15 protein-coding genes and 1 other RNA gene are annotated in these 19,986 nt (G+C 42.9%); 10 read left to right on the forward strand and 6 right to left on the reverse strand.

The window, feature by feature from the left end; genetic code table 11:
- The 3 genes from AACQ83_RS17240 (at position 1) to AACQ83_RS17250 (ending at position 1,263) form a co-directional block, all read left to right on the forward strand.
- A complete protein-coding gene (locus tag AACQ83_RS17240) occupies positions 1-402 on the forward strand; it encodes a phage holin family protein (RefSeq protein ID WP_112878869.1) in 402 nt (133 codons plus the stop codon).
- A complete protein-coding gene (locus tag AACQ83_RS17245) occupies positions 395-655 on the forward strand; it encodes a YqjK-like family protein (RefSeq protein ID WP_112878870.1) in 261 nt (86 codons plus the stop codon). The genes AACQ83_RS17240 and AACQ83_RS17245 overlap by 8 nt, the downstream gene beginning before the upstream one ends.
- A 212-nt stretch (positions 656-867) precedes the next feature.
- Positions 868-1,263, forward strand: coding sequence for a DoxX family protein (locus AACQ83_RS17250; RefSeq protein WP_112878871.1), 396 nt, complete (start codon positions 868-870; stop codon positions 1,261-1,263).
- A 1,265-nt stretch (positions 1,264-2,528) separates the two neighbouring features.
- Here the strand turns inward: AACQ83_RS17250 and AACQ83_RS17255 are convergent.
- Entirely contained in the window at positions 2,529-3,425 is an 897-nt protein-coding gene (locus tag AACQ83_RS17255; RefSeq protein ID WP_112878872.1) for a LysR family transcriptional regulator, read from the reverse strand.
- A gap of 110 nt (positions 3,426-3,535) precedes the next feature.
- Here AACQ83_RS17255 and AACQ83_RS17260 point away from each other — a divergent pair, with 110 nt between their 5' ends.
- Entirely contained in the window at positions 3,536-4,237 is a 702-nt protein-coding gene (locus AACQ83_RS17260; RefSeq protein ID WP_112878873.1) for a pirin family protein, read from the forward strand.
- A 43-nt stretch (positions 4,238-4,280) separates the two neighbouring features.
- Here AACQ83_RS17260 and rnpB read toward each other — a convergent pair.
- Together rnpB and rsmI are read right to left on the reverse strand one after the other, a co-directional pair.
- Positions 4,281-4,657, reverse strand: an RNA gene (rnpB, locus tag AACQ83_RS17265) — RNase P RNA component class A.
- Between the two features lie 77 nt (positions 4,658-4,734).
- Positions 4,735-5,601, reverse strand: coding sequence for a 16S rRNA (cytidine(1402)-2'-O)-methyltransferase (rsmI, locus tag AACQ83_RS17270; RefSeq protein ID WP_112878874.1), 867 nt, complete (start codon positions 5,599-5,601; stop codon positions 4,735-4,737).
- A gap of 63 nt (positions 5,602-5,664) precedes the next feature.
- Between rsmI and AACQ83_RS17275 the strand changes: the two genes are divergently transcribed.
- The 4 genes from AACQ83_RS17275 to dolP all read left to right on the forward strand — a co-directional run bounded on the left by AACQ83_RS17275 (position 5,665) and on the right by dolP (position 9,061).
- Positions 5,665-7,407 (forward strand): penicillin-binding protein activator, encoded by a 1,743-nt coding sequence (locus tag AACQ83_RS17275; protein ID WP_112878894.1) that lies wholly within the window; start codon positions 5,665-5,667, stop codon positions 7,405-7,407.
- Between the two features lie 72 nt (positions 7,408-7,479).
- Positions 7,480-7,860, forward strand: coding sequence for a YraN family protein (locus tag AACQ83_RS17280; RefSeq protein WP_112878875.1), 381 nt, complete (start codon positions 7,480-7,482; stop codon positions 7,858-7,860).
- A gap of 24 nt (positions 7,861-7,884) precedes the next feature.
- A complete protein-coding gene (diaA, locus tag AACQ83_RS17285; protein WP_112878876.1) occupies positions 7,885-8,475 on the forward strand; it encodes a DnaA initiator-associating protein DiaA in 591 nt (196 codons plus the stop codon).
- 10 nt (positions 8,476-8,485) lie between these two features.
- Positions 8,486-9,061, forward strand: a complete 576-nt coding sequence (gene dolP, locus AACQ83_RS17290) for a division/outer membrane stress-associated lipid-binding lipoprotein (protein WP_112878877.1) — start codon at positions 8,486-8,488, stop codon at positions 9,059-9,061.
- Between the two features lie 103 nt (positions 9,062-9,164).
- Here the strand turns inward: dolP and mtgA are convergent, their stop codons facing one another.
- From mtgA to arcB, 3 genes are all read right to left on the reverse strand, one after another.
- A complete protein-coding gene (gene mtgA, locus AACQ83_RS17295; RefSeq protein WP_112878878.1) occupies positions 9,165-9,923 on the reverse strand; it encodes a monofunctional biosynthetic peptidoglycan transglycosylase in 759 nt (252 codons plus the stop codon).
- A gap of 4 nt (positions 9,924-9,927) precedes the next feature.
- On the reverse strand, positions 9,928-10,581 hold the full coding sequence (elbB, locus tag AACQ83_RS17300) for an isoprenoid biosynthesis glyoxalase ElbB (protein ID WP_112878879.1): 654 nt from the start codon (positions 10,579-10,581) through the stop codon (positions 9,928-9,930).
- Positions 10,582-10,814: 233 nt separating this feature from the next.
- A complete protein-coding gene (arcB, locus tag AACQ83_RS17305) occupies positions 10,815-13,160 on the reverse strand; it encodes an aerobic respiration two-component sensor histidine kinase ArcB (protein WP_112878880.1) in 2,346 nt (781 codons plus the stop codon).
- A gap of 747 nt (positions 13,161-13,907) precedes the next feature.
- Between arcB and gltB the strand changes: the two genes are divergently transcribed.
- On the forward strand, positions 13,908-18,365 hold the full coding sequence (gene gltB, locus AACQ83_RS17310) for a glutamate synthase large subunit (RefSeq protein WP_112878881.1): 4,458 nt from the start codon (positions 13,908-13,910) through the stop codon (positions 18,363-18,365).
- Between the two features lie 9 nt (positions 18,366-18,374).
- A complete protein-coding gene (locus AACQ83_RS17315; RefSeq protein WP_112878882.1) occupies positions 18,375-19,793 on the forward strand; it encodes a glutamate synthase small subunit in 1,419 nt (472 codons plus the stop codon).
- The last annotated feature ends 193 nt before the right edge of the window (positions 19,794-19,986 follow it).

A 19,986-nucleotide genomic window follows, 5' to 3' on the forward strand; every position in this document is an offset into this window, starting at 1 on the left:
ATGATCAACTCATCCAAATCTCAAGGCCCCGGTAAAGGGGTCCTTGACATTCTCCAACGCATTGCCGCTGTTGTTATCGAGATAGTAGAAACTCGTTTGCAATTGATCGTTCTAGAGTTGGAAAAAGAAAAAGCCACTTTGATACAGCTAATAGTCATAGCCAGTCTGACACTACTGCTTACCGCTTTCGGCCTCATGTGTCTGCTTGTTATGATTTTTTGGGCTATCGATCCTAGCTGGCGCTTTATTGTATTAGCTAGTACCACTAGCACACTACTCATTCTGGCGCTTATTGGCCTTATATGGACCATTAGGAAAGCGCGAAATTCAACATTACTTAGTGCAACTCGCGAGCAATTAAAGATAGATAGAGAAATGTTGGAGGATCACAGTAATGAGTAAACAACGTCAGGAAAAAAAGCTTAAAAAACAGCAACTACTCAGAAATATCCAGCTACAGCGACTTGAACTTTCCAACAATACACAGCTCTGGAAGAGCTTTACTGAACCTTATGACAAAAGCTGGCAAAAGCTTTTGTCATTAAAACCCTATCTGCGACCCGCAATCCACGCTATCTCTTTATATAGCCTGCGTCATCCTATGAAATTTTATCGTTTGTCGCGCCACATCATTCGAATATTGAAATGGAAATAATTCTTCATAATATATCTCATTGATGATAACTTTAGTTACCTACATTCAAAAACTTTGTATAAAATTGTTAATAATCCTTGCTTACAACTAAGCTCACCTACCTTTAGTATACATTCCATCCGTTAATGATTAGCAAATCGTGCTATTTCGAGTTAGTACAAGTTAATCATCAAAAAAACTATTATTATTTCTCTGCGTTTTAGGAGTTGTTAATGAAAAAATTTGAAGATAGTGCCCTACTACTGGCTCGCATTTTGATGCCGATTCTGTTTATCGTTGCAGGTTATGGAAAATTAGGTGATTCCTACGCGGGTACTCAACAATATATGAATGCTATGGGCGTCCCTGGCTTTCTATTACCACTGACAATCTTACTTGAATTGGGTGGTGGTCTGGCAGTTCTATTTGGTTTCTTAACTCGCACCACCGCGTTATTTACCTTTGGTTTCTGTGTCCTGACTGCCGTGCTCTTCCACAGCAATTTTGCTGAAGGGATGAACCAGACTATGTTTCTTAAGAACCTGACTATCGGAGGAGGTTATCTGTTACTGTCTATCACAGGTCCAGGTAAATTCAGTATCGATCGTCTGATGAAGAGAAACTGGTAATATTCTGCTGTGGCTGTTCTGAATCTGAAAAATAACAGTTTTCAGGTAGAAGGTGAAACGATCAAAACCTCACTCTCGCTCAAGGATTTTATCAGCCAGATATCCAATATTCAGCCTAAAGGTAAATAGCAAGCCGAAAGATCCCAAAGATCTTTCGGCTCACTTTAATCAATAAGCTAAACTTCTATTGAATCACAGTGACTCTGATAAAATAGTTATTTCATCAAAATAAATAATCATCTCACCTCTCGGCAAGAAATAATTAAATCCATGCTCGATAATAAATTAACACATTAAGATAACTCTTAATAATTTAATATAAAGAGTATAGAATTCGCAGTGTAAATTCTATTAACATCCACAATGCTAATTTAAATAAACAACAATTAACTTAAATATATTTAAAGATTATTTAATCCAATTAAATTTTTTAATCACAAAAATAAGATCATGTAAAATATAGTTAAAAACGCAAAAACGAATTATCATCACACCATAAATTAATAATAGCAACACTGTATTTATTGATTATATTAAGCTCTATCACAATATAATTATTTAAATTTATTTTACTAATAGATAATTTCGATGAAGACAAATACTCAAGCGATGGAATTGGGGTATTAGGAATACGTTGGAGACTACAAATAAAAGATTATAAAAGAAAGAGCAAAGACAATGCTAAACATAACACAACAATTAACATAAGTAGCTGTTCTGTCACATACGATAATACCGATGATCTTCTCAAACAATATCATATGGCAAAAAATCATTTTGGCTAAAAATAATAAATGGAGACAGATTCGGCTGATAAGTACAATTTTTCAGAAAGTCAGGTAGTTGCTATAATAGCATCTTTCTTGCCAAAGAAAAATGCACTATGGCCTGTCCTATTTGTTGCCATTGACTAAAGAAAAGATACACAATAATAGAGACAACAACCCTATAAGAATATATTGACATCAGGACAACCATTCTGACCTAGGGAAAAGCCGTTCTGGTGTTATTAATAAATACGAAAGTCTCCCTGTTTTTATCACTGTCTGGCACCAAAAAAATAGAACCATCAATATTCAGCGAATAGAGATCACAAAATTTACACCTACCAGTGATGACAACTCTGCTCAAAAAGAGCTTGGTAGCAAAGCCGCCAAGCTCTTTCGGCAATCAAATTAAGGGCACAGGAAGACACAGGTTAAGCAATCATCGAATCATGTTTTTTTCAGCCTGTCTTCTAATTTGATTGCTCACATCGCTTCTACTTACCGACTAACAAACAATTTAGGGATTTCCCGCAAACACCAAGACTTAGCTTCCCCCATGCTGTCTCGTCGCCATGCCATAATGACATTTGTGTCATGGCTATATTCAGAACTAATCACCCGTAAACGACCCTCTGCAATATCTTGTTCCACCATAGGATAAGGCATGGTAGCAACGCCCAACCCAGCCAAGAGAGCACGGCGTTTATCTTCCAGAGAACTGACTGTCAAACGCTGTTGTTTATCTAACAATTGAACCGTCAATACCGGGCGCTCCCTCGCTGTATCCGCCACAGCAATACCACGATACTTCACCCTCGTGACATCGGACAAAGGCTCTGGCTCCTGATGTATAGGGTGATCAGGGCTAGCGACATAAACATTGGTAATGCTGTAAAGCTGACGTGAATTAATTTCTGCCGATGCGCGAAAATGCATATCTGGTGCAATAACAATATCCGTCCGACCAGTTTCCAACCTCTCCCATGCACCAGCCAAAACCTCAGTCAATAAAGAGAGCTGAGTATTCGATTTTTGAGCAAGCTTACCTACTAACGGGAATAATGAAGAAGCAGGAACCAACGCTTCACAAACAATTGTCAGGTGAGTTTCCCAGCCTCTCGCTAACGCTTCTGCATCAGCCGTTAATTTATCAGCAGCTTCAAGCAATTGACGTCCACGCTCAAGCAACATGCGACCGACATTGGTGAATTTAGTTCTGTGACCCGAACGGTCAAACAGCACCACATCCAGCTCCTCTTCTAATTTTTGCATCGTATAGCTAAGTGCAGAAGGAACACGACCAAGCTCATCAGCGGCCGCAGCAAAACTTCCCCGCCGGTCAATCGCATCCATGACCCGGAGAGATTCCAGTGTAAGCGCTCGTTCTTTGCTCATATTTTTCTCAATCAGGAAATTTGAATATGCTGACCAGATTAACTGGCTAACATTTCGCCGTCCAGATAATTACTATCCTTAGTGTGTGTTTTTTTAAGGTAACCACCATCATGATTATAAATAGAACAGCAAAACAATGTGGGAAAGCTGACTATGGTTGGCTACAGGCTCGTTATACATTTTCATTTGGTCACTATTTTGACCCAAAGTTTTTAGGTTATGGCGCGCTACGTGTACTCAATCAAGAAGTCATCGCCCCCAAAGCCGCTTTCCAACCTAAATCCTATCCACACGTGGATATATTGAATATTATTCTACAAGGTGAAGCAGAATACCGTGACAGCGAAGGCAACTACATCAGAGCGCGCAAGGGAGAATGTTTGCTATTTTCTGCCCGTCAAGGCATCAGCTACAGTGAACATAATGCCAGTACTAATAAGCCACTGACGCGCTTGCAGCTTTGGCTGAATGCCTTTCCTCAGCAGGAAAGCTTACCATTGCAACGAATGGAATTACCAGAACAACCATTGGCTATGCTAGCTTCTCCAACCGCAGAAGATGGCAGTATGCAATTACGTCAGCAAGTGTGGGTAAATTATATTTTCCTTAATAAAAATCAATCTCATCATCTGCAATTGAAGGGAAAAAATGCCTATCTGCAATCCCTAAACGGAAATATAAAAATAAGAGGCAATTCTAAGGATAACAATTTAATTAAATGCGGAGATGGCGCTTTTATTCATGAAGAAAGTCGTCTGGTTTTAAAAGCAGATACGGAATTCCAGGGGCTGTTAATTGATCTGGCTGCTTAAAAAAGTGAAAGCCCCGTCAGATTCCAATCTAACGGGGCTAAATTTGTGAAGTTGACCGATAAGCCGGGTTCTGTCGTGGACAATCATTCATCTAGGCCAGCACTTACGCACTGGCTCAAGCAGCCTACCCGGGTTCGATACGGGCCGTACCTAATGAACCCCTATTTGGCCTTGCTCCGGGTGGAGTTTACCGTGCCACGGACTGTTACCAGCCGTGCGGTGCGCTCTTACCGCACCCTTTCACCCTTACCTGATCCTACATTAAATAGGCCATCGGCGGTTTGCTCTCTGTTGCACTGGTCGTGGGCTTTCACCCCCCAGACGTTATCTGGCACCCTGCCCTGTGGAGCCCGGACTTTCCTCTCCTCTACCCATCGTCCAAAGGATTAATGGTAAAGCAGCGACTGTCTAGTCAACTCCGCGGCGGATTATAAGAGGTTTGTCCAACGATGTATAGGCGTTTACTGATAATCTGCCCTGTTTATCAGCAATTGCCATTATTCTTCGTTCTGTCCCAACCCATGACGATAAAGCGCATTTTTCTTCACACCATGAATCTCTGCCGCCAATGCCGCTGCTTTTTTCAATGGCAGTTCTTGTTGAAGAAGCGCCAGTGTTCTTAATGCCTCTGGAGGCAAAACATCGTCATCCGGTTTTTTATAACCTTCAACGATCAATACCATTTCACCACGGCGACGGGTTTCATCTTCCTTAACCCACGCCAAAAGTTCACCTACTGGCATCCCTTGAATGGATTCCCAAGTTTTTGTTAATTCCCGTGCCAAAACGATGTAACGCTCAGTTCCCCACACCTCAACCATATCTTCTAAACTTTCGATCAGACGATGAGTGGATTCATAAAAAATTAATGTGCGTGGCTCCTGTTGCAAAGCCCGTAAAGTATCTGTCCGACTTTTACGCTTTGCGGGCAGAAATCCTTCGTAACAGAAACGATCTGATGGCAGACCAGCAGCAGACAAGGCGGTTATCGCCGCACAAGGCCCTGGAAGTGGGACAACATGAATACCAGCTTCACGGCAACGGCGAACCACATGATAACCAGGATCATTAATCAAGGGCGTTCCTGCATCAGAGACTAATGCAATACTTTGCCCTTGTTGGAGTTTTGTAATTAATTGATCTGCTTTCTGCTGTTCATTATGATCATGAAGTGCGAACATGCGTGCATTAATGGCAAAATGTTGAAGCAACAAGCCAGTATGTCGCGTATCTTCGGCTGCAATCAGATCGACATGCTCAAGAACTTCAAGCGCACGCTGAGTGATATCACCCAGGTTTCCAATGGGGGTTGGTACAACATATAGCGTGGATGTCGTAACCACTGCTCGATTAGGTTGATTCATTGTTTCATCCGAATGGCCGATTTAAAATTGAGCATCTTTGAAAAAAACATCGCTGGATACAGTATGCTTTCCTCAATTTTTGTGCGTATCAAAACTGGTTTAGTCTGTTCAGCTATGCTGGCAGTCATGATCATCGCAGGATGTACCGTACCTGATCAACAGGGGCGACAACCTTCGCAAACTCAGGACAAAATCAGTACAGAAATCGCCCGTTATCAATCCATCATTGATGCCGCCCATGGCGAACCTTCTCTTGATGTCATCCGTGCTTATATCGCTCAGGAACCACTTGTGAAAGAAAGTGCGGCTCGTCAAAAAAATATTGATGATACCTGGCAAATGCTGACCCGTCTTTCACCACAAGAGCGCCGTGGATTGGTCATCAACGCTGATGAAAATGTTCTGCAAGGCTGGCTGGACTTACTCAGTGCCTATCAGGATAACAAACAGGACTCCGACAAACTACAGGCAGCTATCCGTGACTGGAAAATTCGTTATCCACAAAACCCTGCCGCACAGTCACTCCCAACTCAGTTACAACAGGCAGCCATCCAACAGCAAGATACGAATATCCGTATTGCTCTGTTCCTGCCATTAAGTGGTCAAGCAAAAGTATTCGGTGAAGCCATTCGCCAAGGTTTTCTTGATGCTCAGGCCGGTTTACCCAGTCCATCATTACCAACAGAAAACCCGGAAAATTTATCTATAGCAGACAACGATAGCGCGTCAGATAGCATGGTTTCTACCGATATGTCCCCTAGTGAAGTGGCGATCATAGACTCAGCAAGACCAACCACTCAAACAACACCTGTCATAGCCAATGCACCAATTAACACACAACAGGTCAAAATCTATGACACAGCCAGCCAGCCATTGGAAAACTTATTCATTCAGGCTAAGCAGGATGGTGTGAATTTAGTTGTCGGGCCGTTACTTAAGCCAGATGTGGTTAAACTCGTTCAGATAGATACTGCATTAAACATGCTAGTACTAAACGAGTTAGACAATGCTCAACCACACTCTAATATCTGCTATTTTTCTTTGTCACCAGAAGATGAAGCGAAAAATGCTGCGGAACATATTTGGCAGCAACAGAAACAGAATCCTCTGATTTTGGTCCCCAGAGGGACTTTTGGTGATCGCATTGCCAAAGCCTTTGCACAGGAATGGCAAAAACAAGGGGGACATGCTGTTCTGCAACAAACTTTTGGCTCTTCCGCCGAACTGAAACAATTAATTAATAGAGGTACCGGTATTCGCTTGACCGGAACAGCCGTCAATGTCACAAGCAATCAACCTACATCAATCGCTATTGGTGATCTGGAAATCCCCCAGATAAACACCGATGTCGTTCCTACTTCTACTGGCGGCTCAGTGGATGCAGTTTATATTGTTTCTACCCTGGATGAACTGACGCTAATTAAGACAATGATTGATATGGCAATCAGCTCCCGCGATAAGCCCGCCCTTTACGCAAGTTCCCGCAGTAATCAGGCTGGCGTTGGTCCCGATTTCCGCCTGGAGATGGAGGGAATGCAATTCAGTGACATTCCCTTAATCGCCGGTGCTAACTTGTCACTGATGCAGCAAGCAGCCAGTAAATTTACAAATGATTACTCTTTGATGCGCCTTTATGCTATGGGTATTGATGCCTGGTCATTAGCAAATCAATTCAGTCAAGTTCAGCTTCAAAGTGATTTCCAACTCAATGGTGCTTCCGGGGTGCTGTCTGTTCAAGAAAACTGCACCATTTTCCGACAGCTCTCATGGATGCAATATCATCAAGGCCAAATCACGGCTATTTAGCAACTTGCCGCTTGCTACCAAGCGGCCTTTCAATTCAAATGACTCATTTCAGAATGAAAATAAAAAAGCAGGATGAAAATAAAAAAGCTGACAAGTTATCTGCTAGGACGCAACTATGAAGCGCAGGCAAAGTTGTTTTTACAAAAACAAGGATTATCTTTTATCGCCGCAAATGTGAAAGTTCACGGTGGTGAAATTGACCTGATTATGAAAGACAAGCAAACTTGGGTCTTTATTGAAGTCCGTTTTCGCAAATCAGGACAATATGGAGATGCATTGGTGACAATCACCCGTAGCAAGCGTAAAAAATTATTACACGCTGCCGCAGTATGGCTGTTTCAACGAGGTGAATGTTTTGAAACCTCTTCTTGTCGCTTTGATATTTGTGCTATTACTGGTCAACAATTTGAATGGTTGCAAAATGCCTTCAATCAAAATGAGTTTACTCGTTAAAATGATACTGAGTAGGTTATAAACGTGCTGGATAGAATTAAAGTCTGTTTTACAGAAAGTATTCAAACTCAGATTGCAGCCGCAGAAGCATTACCTGATGCTATCTCGCGAGCGGCAATGATGATGGTTCAGTCATTACTGAATGGTAATAAAATCCTTTGCTGTGGTAATGGAGGCTCAGCAGCGACTGCCCAACGGTTTGCTGCCAATATGATTAACCGGTTTGAAACTGAGCGCCCAAGCCTGCCCGCATTGTCACTTAATGCAGACAATGTGGTCATCACTGCGATTTCAAGCAATAAACAGCATGATGAAATTTATGCTAAACAGGTACGGGCATTAGGTCAGCCAGGCGATGTGTTATTAGCGATTTCTACACATGGTAATAGCCGTGATATTGTCAAAGCCGTTGAAGCCGCTGTAACCCGCGATATGACAATTGTCGCCCTTACTGGCTATGATGGTGGTGAGCTTGCCGGCTTACTCGGGCCACAAGACGTAGAGATTCGTATTCCATCTCATCGCAGTACCAGAATTCAAGAAGTTCATATGCTAACAGTTAACTGCTTATGTGACTTAATCGATAATACACTTTTTCCCCATCAGGATGACTAAGGAGCCAATAATGCGATTTTTCTCCCTATTAGCTACGATTTGTGCTGCTGTAATATTACAAGGATGTATTGGTGCGGTCGTGGTCAGTTCTGCTGCCGTAGCGACTAAAACCGCAACCGATCCCCGAACTATTGGTCAACAGGTTGACGATAGTACTCTCGAAGCCCGTGTTAGTAATGCGCTTAACAAAGATAAGCAGCTCAAAGAGCAAACCCGTATTATTACCACTGCCTATCAAGGAAAAGTTTTACTGACAGGTCAAAGCCCAGACTCAAGCCTTTCAGACCGTGCTAAACAGATAGCCTCGCGTGTTGATGGAACACACACCGTTTACAATGAAATTCGTCAGGGGAAACCTGTTGAATTAGGTACTGCTTCTAAGGATACCTGGGTTACAACTAAAGTACGCTCAAAAATCCTGGCTAGTGACTCGGTTAAGTCTTCTAACATAAAAGTCGTTACGGAAAACGGCGAAGTCTTTTTACTGGGCATTCTGACCAAACAAGAGGGTAACGCCGCAGCGAAAATTGCCAGCGAAACTAACGGTGTTAAACGGGTAACAACCGCATTTACTTATTTGAATTAAATATATTGATTGAAAGTGATGACACGATAAATCAGTCAAACATTCAGGTATCAGGCCGCGTCATTTTTTGGCGCTGGCGTTTTACCCTTTTCATCATCCCACGTCAAACTGAATAACCTCTCATTCTTCCTTCAATCATTTTTCTTTTCATTAACCCATTTTTTTCAAGATAACTTACCCCGCCCAACAACCGCATTTGCCGCAAAATCCATTGCTGACGCTGTAAGACATAAGCCGAAGGTGAGTTAACTTTATAGCGGTGTGGATTAGGCAATACAGCAGCAAGTAAAGCGGCTTCTGATGCCGTCAATTTACTGGCTGATTTATGAAAATAGCGTTTAGATGCCTCTTCAACACCAAAAATGCCATCACCAAATTCTGCTACGTTAAGGTAAACCGTCAGAATTCTACTTTTTGACCATCCCAGTTCAATAGCAAAGGTCATCCCGGCTTCCAACCCTTTTCTTACCCAGCTACGTCCGTCCCACAAAAATAAATTTTTGGCCGTTTGCTGAGAAATCGTTGAAGCTCCTCTGAGTCTTCCAGAATTATTTTGGTTACGCGCAAGTACACTTTCGATAGCATCAAAGTCAAATCCCCAATGCTGTGGAAATTTTTGATCTTCCGCAGCAATAACAGCCAATGCGATATTTGGCGATATTTGTCCTTGCCCTACCCAGTTAGAATGAGACACATAAGAAAAATTAACTGATAACCAAGCACTAATCTGGCGTTCAACCATAACCATAGAAAAAGGCACTGGCAAAAATGAAAATGCAACAACAGAAACTATCCATAAGATAGTAACTGAGATTACGATTTTTTTAAGCCAGTACCATAAAAATTGAAAAGGATTTCGCATCCAGTTACTCAGTCATTTCCAATACTTTTCTGACAAGTTTATCAATTCCCACTTCTGCCTGAGAAATAGATTCAGCAAGCATGTAGGCTGGTGTTGTCACAATTTTGTTTTCTAAATCAACAACAACATCATTTACCTCACAAACTATATGGACACCCCCCATTGCTTCTACTTGAGCAACCGTTTCAGGATCATTGCCGACCGTTAGTTTCACCGGTTTATTAAGTAATTTTGGCAACATAACAGGCGCAATGCACATAAATCCCATCGGTTTATGTTGCTTATGCATAGCCCTTACCAAACTTAATAAATCCTTATTTATTTCGCAATCAACTGTCTTAACGGCAAAGTCACATAAATTCTTTGCAACACCAAATCCCCCAGGAATTATCAGGGCATCAAATTCATCGGCATTTGCTTGTGATAAAGGCTTAATTTTTCCCCTTGAAATACGGGCAGATTCCTGTAGAACGTTACGTTCTTCGCCAATTTCTTCACCGTTAATATGATTAATAACATGAAGTTGTGGTTCGTCAGGCGCAAAAAAGCTCGTTTTAACACCTAAACGGTCTAAAGAAAGCAGAGTTAATACTGACTCATGAATTTCGCTACCATCGAATACACCACATCCACTTAAGACAACCGCAACTGATTTCATACCTCACTCCATTTGTAGTAGATTATTGCTTAACCCTTTAGGGGGTTAAACACCAATCTTCATCACAGATTTTAATGAATCTTGTAACAAAAAATCTTATCTTTGCTATGTTGGTACTTGTATGATGTATGGAGAATTCCTCATTTACTCGCCGCAACCAAATATTAGATAGGCGTGTAAAAAGTTTTCCCTGGTGTTGGCGCAGTATTCGCGCACCCCAACCTCGGTTGGGGTTATTTTTTTTCAGCGTCCGTCAACCATTCTCCCAAAATTTCCGTATCGTTTCTCCATTCTTGCTTTAACTCATCAACCCATTCCTGAACATTATCCCACCATGCAGGTAAATCAGGTGATTGAATCTGCTGGGCCAGTTGCTGTAAATGACGCAATCCAACCGATCCCGCAGCACCTTTTATCTTATGCGCTTCCTCCGTAATGCCTTTCTGGTCTTTAGCTGTCATGTTTGAATCCAGAACAGATAAGTAACCCGGCATCATCTTTTCAAACACACTCAGACTATTGCGAATCAATTGAGGCCCAACGAGCTCGATGTATTGGTTAAGCATTTCTGTATCAAGTAAATCTTCACCTTTTTTCACCAATCCTGACTCCTCTTCTTCCGGCTGCATATGATGCACAGACTGTTCCCCCCAATATTGTTCAATAATGGCGGTTAACGCATTCACAGAAAGCGGCTTACTCAACACACCATTCATACCTGCATCCAGATACTCTTTTTTGTCTTTTAAGACATTTGCTGTCAGTGCAATCAGCGGGGGCAGATCCTTTTTGTCATATCGCTGACTTAATTCCCGGGAGATATCTAACCCGGTCATATCGGGTAGCTGAATATCAAGCAGTACCAGATCGAACTCTCCTGGCTTAAACACTTCTAGCGCATCTTTACCATTCATAGCGACTTCCACGCTGTTACCCAATTTCTCCAATACAGAGCGAGCAACAATCACATTCAGCTCAATATCTTCTACCAATAAGATATGCAACGCTGGAAGTGGATAATCTTCTGTATCTTCTTTGCATAAAAGATTCTCCTCCATAGCCGGTGCAATGATAGACAGTGTAAATCGAGAACCTTGTCCCGGCTCACTTTCCACCACAATATCCCCTCCCATACTTTGAGCCAAACGTTTGGATACCGCCAATCCAATACCGGTTCCCGTTGCTGGACAACCACCATGACTGCCTTTCACTTGATAATACATCGCAAAAATCTTCTCCAGCTCATCATGTGGGATACCAATCCCCGTATCTGTGACTTCAAACAGCAAACGTTCTCCCTCTTCGTACCAGATTCGAACAGTAATCTCACCTTTTTGCGTAAATTTCACCGCATTGCCAATCAAGTTCCACAGAATTTGGCGCAAACGAGTACCATCTGTCATGATTCTGGCAGGCAGTGGCAGTTCTGGGTTCATTACAAATTTAATATCTTTCGGTTGCACCAGCAGCCCAGAGAGGTTTTCCAGATCGGATATAAAACCGGTAAAATCAATTGGCTGATTATCAATTTGCACTTTACGCCGTTCAATTTTATCCATTTCAATAATGTCATTGAAAATATTACCAAGCGTGATGGCACTGACATGAATCGTTTTCAGATAGTCATTTTGCTCAGATGTCAACTCAGTATCGAGCAGAATACGGCTCAAACCAACAATGCCATTTAAAGGCGTACGAAGCTCATGGCTAATCGTTGAGATAAAAGTGGTCTTATCCCTACTTGCATTCTCCAAAGCGTCCTGATAACGCTTACGTTCCGTTATATCGCGCCCAAATCCCATAAGCCCATGTCTTTTTCCTACCCGATCATAAAAAGGGACTTTCCGAAGCTCAAAACAGGCTTTTCGACCATCGGGATAAACTAGCCATTGTTCATAAGTGAGCGCAACATTATGACGGAACACTTTTTCATCGGTTTTCATTACCTTGCGAGCAACCTCTTTGTCATAAACATCATTTGGCGTCAGCCCGACAAGTTGTTTCTGGCTTTTACCCGTCAGCAATTCCATCGCCCGGTTACAACCAGAAAACTCATTATTTTCATTACGGTAATAGACCAAATCAGGAGAAGCATCGAGAAAAGATTTCAACAATACAGATTGTTGTTCCAATTCAATCTGCGTCTGCTCACGGTGTTTCATCTCTTCTTTGAGTTTATCCAACAATATCAGATGAGCCTGCTCAGCTTTTTCTCTTTCTGAGATCTCCTGATTAAGCTTAATAATGTTGTCTTTTAATTGCTGATTAAGTTCCCGATCACGCTGACGCATAACTTCCAACTTTTCAACTAATTTAGATAATCGCTGACGGGACTCTTCGAGCTGTTCAACAACAACCGAAAGAAAATAGACAGCCCAAGGTGTAATCAACAAACCAAAAAATATTGAGCGAACTAAATCAATACTTTGCACTCCTCCCTGAAGCAGAAAAGTGACTACCATCTGTACACCCATAGCAAGAACGACCAGTGCAGATGCAAGCAGTAATGAAAAGCGCACTAGCCCCAATTTCATCATTAAATCAACATAATATTGGGCCAGGCCCCTGAGCAGCTTCATTTCATAAAGACTCCCGTTAAATATGACCATTCCGGATCATACCGTAAAAAACCGGCCACTTCGTTGAAGGAATAACAGAAATTGTTGACCTGGTAAAACAATAGTATTATTTAATAGTTTTAGTTATGACTTCCCAAACATTATTCTGGCTTTTTACTCCTGCCGGTCTTTCCGCACAATCTAAGCATGAATAAATAATCAAACACATTGATAAAATAAGCATAAAATTCTTTTTTACTCTTTTAATACCCCAAAAAGATAAAACTTTATTCTCATAAAGAAACAAAAATACATATTAATTCCATAAAGTTAGCATTAGTAAGATTTTAAATCTAATAAATAAAAGTTTAACAGCATATACAAAACAGATATTACACTAATATTAGTGATATAAATCACATTAAAATCCTAACATGATCTATATCACACAACACTAATGTTAATTTTTCTACTTATAAATCATAGCATTAACTTTATTTATCACCTGTCCTGACCTTATCCCGGTGATATTTGACCTGATTTATATTTCTAGTTAACTTGGAAAGTCACTGGAAATCATCTGTCAGATTCTCATCTGAACCATAATTATGCAGTGACACAATATCATTTAAGTCACCACCTGTTTATCACAAATAAACAAGTGGTGGTTGATTGAGGGCGCAATTCAGACGCCAGTAAAAAATATTAATCTCACAAATGTCTGTGAGTTTCTGTGAGAGTCGGACAGAACCTCGGGAGGTTCACACTATGCTATATAACAAATCTCAAGAAAAGGATAACTGTGGCTTTGGACTGATAGCCCATATTGAAGGGGAGCCAAGCCACAAAGTAGTACGTACCGCTATCCATGCCCTGGCCAGAATGCAACATCGTGGGGCAATCCTGGCAGATGGCAAAACCGGTGACGGTTGTGGTTTATTGTTGCAAAAACCTGACCGCTTTTTTCGGATGGTCGCACAGGAGCAAGAGTGGCATTTAGCCCGCAATTACGCCGTCGGTATGCTATTTCTCAGCCAAGATCCTCAGATTGCACAACACTGCCGGGCAATCATCGAACAAGAGCTACAAAATGAAACCCTGTCAGTCGTTGGCTGGCGTGAAGTCCCCATCAACAGTGATATTCTGGGCGAAATAGCCCTTTCAAGCCTCCCTCATATTGAACAGATTTTTGTTAATGCTCCGGCTGGCTGGCGTGCACGTGATTTAGAACGCCGCTTGTTCGTTGCTCGCCGCCGAATAGAAAAACGCATCAATGACAGCGACTTTTATGTTTGCAGTTTGTCTAACCTAGTGACTATCTATAAAGGGCTGTGCATGGCGGCAGATTTGCCCCGTTTCTATCCCGATCTGGCTGATTTACGTTTGGAATCGGCAATTTGCCTATTCCATCAACGCTTTTCAACCAATACCGTCCCGCGCTGGCCATTGGCACAACCTTTCCGCTATCTTGCCCATAACGGTGAAATAAACACCATCACCGGTAACCGCCAGTGGGCACGAGCAAGATCCTATAAATTCAAGACACCGCTTATTCCCGATCTGCACACTGCGGCCCCTTTTGTCAATGAAACAGGGTCAGATTCCAGCTCGCTGGATAATATGCTGGAACTGTTTCTCAACGGCGGAATGGATTTAATCCGTGCTATGCGATTGCTGGTTCCTCCCGCATGGCAAAACAATCCTGATATGGATGAAGATCTGCGGGCTTTTTTTGATTTCAACTCTATGCACATGGAACCGTGGGATGGCCCCGCGGGTATCGTTATGTCAGATGGACGCTACGCTGCCTGTAATCTGGATCGTAATGGCTTGCGCCCAGCCCGTTATGTTATCACCAAAGATAAGTTGATCACCTGTGCTTCCGAAGTCGGTATCTGGGATTATCAACCGGATGAAGTGGTGGAAAAAGGGCGAGTTGGTCCCGGTGAACTTATCGTGATTGATACCCGCCAAGGCCGTATCCTTCATGCAGAAGAAACAGACAATGACTTGAAAAGCCGCCATCCCTATAAAGAATGGATGGATAAAAACGTCAAGCGTCTGACTCCATTCGAAGAATTACTGGAAGATCAAGCGGGTCATCGGGATCTGAACGATCAATCCTTAGCGGTCTATCACAAACAATTTGCCTACAGCAACGAAGAGCTAGATCAAATCATCCGTGTCCTGGGAGAGAATGGTCAGGAAGCAACCGGTTCAATGGGAGATGATACGCCGTTAGCCGTCCTTTCCAGCCGCCCACGGATTATTTATGACTATTTCCGCCAGCAATTTGCTCAAGTCACTAATCCGCCAATCGACCCACTACGCGAAGCACATGTTATGTCTCTCACCACCTGCATCGGGCGGGAGATGAACGTATTTTGTGAAGCAGAGGGACAGGCACACCGATTAAGTTTTAAATCTCCTATTCTGCTCTACTCTGACTTTCATCAATTAATAACGCAGCAAAGTCCACACTATCGCGCAGAACAATTAGACTTAACTTTCAATCCACAAGAAACCAATCTGCAAAATGCCTTGTTTGCATTGTGTGATCAGGCTGAACAACTCGCCAGAGATGGTGCGGTATTATTGGTATTATCTGACCGCAACATTACGTCGGAGAAGTTACCTATACCAGCTCCTATGGCTGTTGGCGCTATTCAACACCGTTTGGTAGAAAAAAGCCTACGCTGTGATACCAACTTGATAGTAGAAACAGCGAGTGCCCGTGATCCACACCATTTCACTGTACTACTGGGATTTGGTGCAACAGCGATTTATCCCTACCTGGCTTATGAATCCCTCGCCAAAATGGTCGATAATGGCACAATTAATAAACCTTATGCTGATGTCATGCTTAACTACCGCAATGGTATCAATAAAGGGTTATATAAAATCATGTCAAAAATGGGCATCTCGACTATCGCCTCCTATCGCTGCTCTAAACTATTTGAAGCTGTCGGCTTACATTTCGAATTAACTGAATTCTGCTTCAATGGCGTCGTCAGCCGAATTGGCGGTGCTAATTTCAGCGATTTCGAGCAAGATCTGCAAAACTTATCTAAACGTGCATGGCTTGCTCGTCAACCACTCGATCAGGGCGGATTGCTGAAATATGTTCATAACGGCGAATATCACGCTTATAACCCAGATGTTATAAGCACTTTACAGTCTGCGGTTCATAGTGGCGAATATAACGATTACTTGAAATATTCTCGTCTGGTTAATCAGCGTCCAATTACCACAATCCGTGATTTGCTGGCGATAAAAACAAAAGGTGAACCTCTACCTATTGAAGAAGTAGAACCTGCCGAAGAGCTGTTTAAACGCTTTGATACCGCAGCGATGTCGATTGGAGCATTAAGCCCGGAAGCACACGAAGCTCTGGCTGAAGCTATGAATACGCTAGGTGGTTTTTCCAACTCCGGCGAAGGTGGAGAAGATCCTGCACGTTATGGAACAAAAAAGGTTTCCCGTATCAAACAAGTTGCTTCCGGTCGGTTTGGTGTGACACCTGCTTATCTGGTCAACGCTGATGTGATTCAGATTAAAGTCGCGCAAGGTGCTAAACCCGGAGAAGGTGGGCAATTACCGGGTGATAAGGTAACACCGTACATTGCAAAACTGCGTTATTCCGTACCCGGCGTAACACTTATTTCTCCACCACCACATCACGATATTTACTCTATTGAAGATTTGGCTCAGTTGATTTTCGATCTAAAACAGATCAACCCCAATGCGCTGATCTCAGTAAAACTGGTTTCAGAACCCGGTGTTGGTACTGTTGCCACTGGCGTTGCCAAAGCTTATGCCGATTTAATTACTATCGCAGGCTATGACGGCGGTACCGGCGCCAGTCCATTATCATCAGTGAAATATGCAGGATGCCCGTGGGAATTGGGGCTGGTGGAAACCCAACAAGCGCTAGTTGCTAACGGATTACGTCATAAGATCCGCTTACAAGTTGACGGCGGGTTGAAAACAGGCGTAGATATTATTAAAGCGGCCATTCTTGGCGCTGAAAGTTTCGGTTTCGGTACTGGGCCAATGGTTGCCCTTGGATGCAAATATCTGCGTATTTGCCATCTTAATAATTGTGCAACCGGGGTTGCCACTCAGGATGAGAAATTACGTCGCGACCACTACCACGGATTACCTGAACGGGTAATGAATTATTTCCGCTTCATCGCCCGTGAAACCAGAGAAATCATGGCTACATTGGGTGTCAAAAATCTAACTGATTTAATAGGCCGAACTGACCTGTTGAAAGTACTGGAAGGTATTTCAGCAAAACAGAGCAAACTCAATCTTGATCCGCTCTTGGCAACCGCAGACCCCCATCAGGGCAAAGCCTTATATTGCACTGAAAGCAATCCGCCATTTGACGACGGAACAATGAATAAAAACTTACTGGCTCAAGCTTCCAGCTATATTGAGAAGCAACAAAGTAAAACTTTCTATTTCGATATCCGTAATACCGATCGTTCAGTGGGCGCTTCCCTTTCCGGTTTTATCGCTGCTCGATATGGTAATCAGGGGATCGCCGCGGCGCCCATAAAAATTCATTTCAATGGTACTGCCGGTCAAAGTTTTGGCGTCTGGAATGCCGGCGGTCTGGAGCTGACACTCATCGGTGATGCCAATGATTATGTCGGTAAAGGTATGGCTGGCGGTCGCATTGTCATACACCCTCCTGTAGGTTCTGCTTTCAAAAGCCATCAGGCAACCCTCATTGGCAACACATGTCTCTACGGTGCAACCGGAGGCAAGCTGTTTGCAGCCGGGCGAGCAGGAGAACGCTTCGCCGTTCGTAATTCAGGTGCTATCACGGTTGTGGAAGGTATCGGAGATAACGGCTGTGAATATATGACAGGAGGTATCGTCTGTATTCTCGGACGCACTGGAATAAATTTTGGTGCAGGAATGACCGGCGGCTTTGCTTATGTCCTGGATGAAAATGATGATTTCCGCAAACGGGTTAACCTAGAGTTGGTTGAAGTACTGGCAGTAGATGCCTTAGCTATCCACGAAGAGCACTTGAGAGGGCTTATCACTGAACACGTCCACCTGACAGGCTCCCAACGCGGTGAAGATATTCTTGCTAACTGGCAACAGTGGCTGAGCAAATTTGCGCTTGTGAAACCAAAATCCAGTGATGTGAAAGCCCTATTGGGACATCGCAGTCGTTCTTCCGCAGAGTTGCGAATTCAAGCGCAATAAGGAGCCAAGATGAGCCAGAATGTATATCAGTTTATCGACTTACAACGCGTCGATCCGCCTAAAAAGCCGCTAAAAATCCGTAAAATAGAATTTGTGGAAATCTATGAACCATTTTCAGCAAATCAGGCACAGACACAGGCTGATCGCTGCCTTTCTTGTGGTAACCCTTATTGCGAATGGAAATGTCCTGTTCATAACTACATTCCCAATTGGCTTAAACTTGCCAATGAAGGACGTATTATGGAAGCGGCTGATTTATCTCATCAAACAAACAGCCTGCCGGAAGTTTGTGGTCGTGTTTGTCCACAGGATCGCCTTTGTGAAGGCGCTTGCACTCTGAATGATGAGTTCGGTGCAGTAACCATTGGTAATATTGAACGCTACATCAATGATAAAGCGATTGCTATGGGCTGGAAGCCCGATATGTCACAAGTTCAGCCAACGGGCAAACAGGTTGCGATTATTGGTGCTGGCCCTGCTGGGCTAGCTTGTGCTGATGTATTGACTCGTAATGGCGTACAAGCCGTTGTTTTTGATCGTCACCCGGAAATCGGTGGATTACTCACCTTTGGCATACCGGCGTTTAAACTGGAAAAAGAGGTCATGATACGCCGCCGTGAAATTTTCTCTGAGATGGGAATTGAATTCCGGCTCAATACTGAAATAGGCAAAGATATTGCCTTATCTGAACTGACTGAGCAGTTTGATGCGGTATTTCTTGGTGTAGGAACCTATCAGTCAATACGTGGGGGGCTGGCAAATGAAGATGCTGATGGTGTTTATGATGCTCTGCCATTTCTGACTGCCAATACCCGGCATTTGATGGGTTATCCCGCCCTACAATCGCAACCTTTCATCAATATGCAAGGTAAGCGGGTCGTGGTGCTTGGTGGCGGCGATACTGCAATGGATTGTGTCAGAACGGCTATTCGCCAAAAAGCAGCTTCAGTTACCTGTGCTTATCGTCGTGACGAAATCAACATGCCAGGCTCTCAGCGTGAAGTCAAAAATTCCAAGGAAGAAGGTGTAGAATTTCTGTTTAATCTGCAACCGGTCAGGATTGAAATCAACCATTCAGGTCAAGTTTGTGGCATAAAAATGGTACGGACTCAATTAGGTCAACCTGATGAGAATGGACGCCGCCAAGCTGAAATTATCGCAGGTTCGGAACACCTGCTTAAGGCCGATGCAGTGATCATGGCATTTGGCTTTAAACCACATACCATGAACTGGCTAAGTGATCACCAAGTAACCTTGGATAAACAAGGACGCATTGTCGCACCAGAGTACTCAGACACTCCCTTTCAAACTAGCAATCCGCAGATATTTGCTGGTGGAGATGCTGTTCGTGGCTCAGATCTCGTTGTAACCGCAATTGCCGAGGGGCGTAAAGCCGCGCAAGGCATTCTTGATTATCTCAATATCTAATCAACCAAGGGAGCTTTTCAGCTCCCAACTCTTTCTATCATCAGTTCGATAATTTATATTAATTGAATTACTCTTACACAAAAAACAAGTGTATTTAATGAACATTCCACACTTATTACTGTCATACATAATATTTTGGAATATTCATTCTCATTAGTGTGGGTTTTAAATAAAATATTCTAATTAACCGACA

It is taken from the genome of Photorhabdus sp. S10-54, from assembly GCF_963878145.1.
In the GTDB taxonomy this organism is placed as follows: domain Bacteria; phylum Pseudomonadota; class Gammaproteobacteria; order Enterobacterales; family Enterobacteriaceae; genus Photorhabdus; species Photorhabdus kayaii.